Annotated in this window: 1 protein-coding gene; it reads left to right on the top strand. The window is 75.5% G+C overall.

The annotated features are described in order from the left end of the window. Nucleotides 1-27 precede the first annotated feature (27 nt). Nucleotides 28-3,785 (top strand): SDR family NAD(P)-dependent oxidoreductase (locus tag ACZ6Y7_RS37890; RefSeq protein ID WP_465762535.1); only part of this gene is annotated, 3,758 nt, incomplete at its 3' end.

Here is a 3,785-nt window from a genome sequence, read left to right as displayed (position 1 = left end):
TACTGGCCGGCGCAGACACGCGGTGCGGTGCGGTTCGCCGATGCCGTCGCGGCTCTCGCCGAGCAGGGCGTGACGGTGTTCATCGAGGTCGGCCCTGACGGGTCGCTGTCCTCGCTGGGCCCGGACGCCGTGGCGGGGATCGACGCTGACGAGGCCGTCTTCATTCCGCTCCAGCGGCGCGAGGACCAGGGCGTGACCGGCCTGGTGAGCGGCCTGGCCCGGGCCTTCGTCAACGGCGTCCCGGTGGAGTGGGGTGCGCTGCTGCCGACCGGTACGCCGGTCGAGCTGCCGACGTACGCCTTCCGCCAGCAGCGGTTCTGGCCGGAGGGCACGGTGTCGCTCATGCCGCCGGCGGCGGTCGGCGGGGACGGTGGCAGCACCGCCGCGGAGGCCGAGTTCTGGGCCGCCGTCGAGGACGGGGACCTGGCCCGGATCGCCGACACGCTGGCCATCGAGGACCACCGGCAGCTCGGCGAGGTCCTGCCGGCGCTGGCGTCCTGGCGGCGGCGCGAGAAGGACCGGCTGGCGACCACGGACTGGCGCTACCGGGTGAACTGGGTGGCGGTCGCCGAGCCCGACGCGCGTGTGCTGTCGGGCACGTGGGTGGTGGTCGTGCCGGCCGGAGCGGACGGGCGGCCGTACGTCTCGGCGCTGGCCGGTCGTGGTGCCGAGGTCGTCGTGGTCGAGGTTCCGGCCGGGGTGGTGGACCGGGCGGAGGTGGCGGCGCTGCTGGGTGCGGCGGTGGAGCCTTCCGGCGTTGCCGGGGTGTTGTCGCTGCTGGCGTTGGAGGAGAGGTCGCTGCCGGAGCACCCGGTGGTGACCGGCGGCCTGGCGGCCACCCTGGCGCTCGTCCAGGCGCTGGGTGACGCCGGGATCGCCGCCCCGCTGTGGGCGGCCACGCGTGGTGCGGTGGCGGCTGGTCCGGGTGAGGCGCTGGCCAACCCGGTGCAGGCGCAGGTGTGGGGTCTGGGCCGGGTCGTCGGCCTGGAGCAGCCGGAGCGCTGGGGCGGTCTGGTCGACCTTCCCGAGGCGCTCGACGAGCGCGCCGGTGGACGCTTGGTGGCGGTGCTGGCCGGCTGCGGCGAGAACGAGGTCGCGATCCGGTCCGCCGGGATCCTCGGCCGCCGGCTCACGCGGGCCTCGCAGCCTCGCGGCAAGGGGGCGTGGTCGCCGCGCGGCAGCGTGCTGATCACGGGCGGCACGGGTGCGATCGCCGGCCACGTCTCGCGCTGGCTGACCGAGCGCGGCACCCAGCGACTGGTGCTCACCGGTCGTTCCGGCCCGGCGGCTGCGGGTGTCGCGGCGACGGTGGCGGAGCTGGCGGCGCGGGGTACCCGGGTGGACGTCGTGTCGTGTGACGTGACGGACCGGGCGGCGCTGGCCGGTCTGGTGGCGTGGATCGGCGAGAGCGGTCCGGCGCTGTCCTCGGTGCTGCACACCGCCGCCGTCCTGGACGACGGCGTGGTCGACCGGCTCTCGGCGGCGCGGCTGGCGTCCGTGCTGCGCGTGAAGTCCGAAGGCGCTGTCCTGCTCGACGAGTTGACGGCGGACCTCGACCTGGACGCGTTCGTCCTGTTCTCCTCGGCCGCGTCGACGCTCGGCGCCGCCGGTCAGGGCAACTACGCGGCGGCCAACGCCTTCCTCGACGCCCTCGCCGAGAACCGCCGGAGCCGTGGGCTGCCAGGCCTGTCGGTGGCGTGGGGCGCCTGGGGCGGCGGCGGTTTCGCCGAGTCCAGCGAGGCGGTGCGGGCGCGGGTCAAGCGCGGCCCGATGCCGGCGCTGGACCCGCAGCTCGCCGCCCGTGCCCTGGGCGGGGCACTGGACGGACCGGACGCCGTCGTCACCGTGATGGACGTCGACTGGGCGCAGCTGGCGTCCGCGTCGGGACCGGTGGACCTGCGGGAGGCGCCGCTCTTCCGCGACCTGCCGGAGGTCCGCCGGCTGACCGCCCCGGGTGCCGGGAGCGCGGCCGTCACGCGCCCCGAGGGCGAACTGGCTGCCCGGCTCGCCGGGTTGGGCCGCGCGGAGCAGGAGCGGGTGCTCACCGACGTGGTGCGGGCCGAGGTCGCGGTCGTGCTGGGGCACGCCTCCGCCGAGGCGATCGAGGACCGGCGGTCGTTCAAGGAGCTCGGCTTCGACTCGCTGACCGCCGTCGAGCTGCGCAACCGGCTCAACGCGGTGAGCGGCATCCGGCTGCCCGCCACGCTGGTGTTCGACTACCCCACCCCGCTGCTGCTGGCCGGCTTCCTGCGCGGCGAACTGACCGGCGAGGCGGCCGGGTCGGGCGCCGTCGTCGCCGTGGCGGCCGCGGCGACGGACGAGCCGGTGGCGATCGTCGGCATGGCGTGCCGCTTCCCCGGGGGTGCGGACAGCCCGGAGGAGTTCTGGGAGCTGCTGGCCTCGGGCGGTGACGCGGTGGGCGGGTTCCCGACCGATCGCGGTTGGGACCTGGACGGCGTGTACGACCCGGACGGCGAGCGCGAGGGCACTTCGTACGTGGCGCAGGGCGCCTTCGTCCGGAACGCGGCGGAGTTCGACGCGGGGTTCTTCGGGATCAGCCCGCGCGAGGCGCTGGCGATGGACCCGCAGCAGCGCCTGCTGCTGGAGGCGTCGTGGGAGGCGCTGGAGCGGGCCGGCATCGACCCGGCGGGGCTGCACGGCAGCGCCACCGGCGTCTTCGCCGGTGGTTACGCCTCCGGCTACGGCTTCACCCTGGCGGGCGAGGGCGGGTCCGGCGTCGAGGGCCACCTGCTGACCGGGAACGCGACGAGCGTGCTGTCGGGCCGGGTGTCGTACGTGCTGGGCCTGGAGGGCCCGGCGGTGACGGTGGACACGGCGTGCTCGTCGTCGCTGGTGGCGCTGCACCTGGCCGCGCAGGCGCTGCGTTCGGGCGAGTGCTCGCTGGCGCTGGCCGGCGGGGCCACGGTCATGGCGACGCCGGGGATGTTCATCGACTTCTCGCGGCAGCAGGGGCTGTCGGCGGACGGCCGGTGCCGGGCCTTCTCGGAGGACGCGGACGGCACGGGCTGGGCCGAGGGTGTGGGCATGCTCGTGGTGGAGCGGCTGTCGGACGCGCGGCGCAACGGGCACAAGGTGCTGGCGGTGCTGCGCGGGTCGGCGGTGAACCAGGACGGTGCGTCGAACGGTCTGACGGCGCCGAACGGCCCTTCGCAGCAGCGGGTGATCCGCGCGGCGCTGGCCAACGGGCGGCTCTCGGCCGCCGAGGTCGACGTGGTCGAGGCGCACGGGACGGGCACCACACTGGGCGACCCGATCGAGGCGCAGGCACTGCTGGCCACCTACGGGCAGGAGCGGCCGGAGGGCCGGCCGTTGTGGCTGGGTTCGGTGAAGTCCAACATCGGGCACACCCAGGCGGCCGCCGGTGTGGCCGGTGTGATCAAGATGATCCTCGCGCTGCAGCACGAGCAACTGCCGCCCACCCTGCACGCCGAGGTGCCGTCCTCGCACGTGGACTGGTCCGCCGGTGAGGTGGAGCTGCTGACGGAGGCGACGCCCTGGCCGGCGGGGGAGCGCCCGCGCCGTGCGGGGGTGTCCTCGTTCGGCATGAGCGGCACCAACGCGCACGTCATCGTGGAGGAGGCCCCGGCCGCTGAGAGCGTTGAGGCCGTCCAGGAGATCGCTCCGGTGGTGTCGGGTGCCGGTGCGTGGCTGGTGTCGGGTCGGTCGGTTGAGGGGCTGGCCGGGCAGGCGGAGCGGCTGTACGACTGGGTGGCCGCGCGGCCGGAGCTGGCTCCGGCGGATGTGGCGTGGTCGTTGGCGACGAC

Source organism: Kitasatospora sp. NPDC053308 (genome assembly GCF_055585785.1).
Note: the sequence above shows the minus strand (reverse complement) of the source record. Positions and strands in the feature narration are given on the sequence as shown.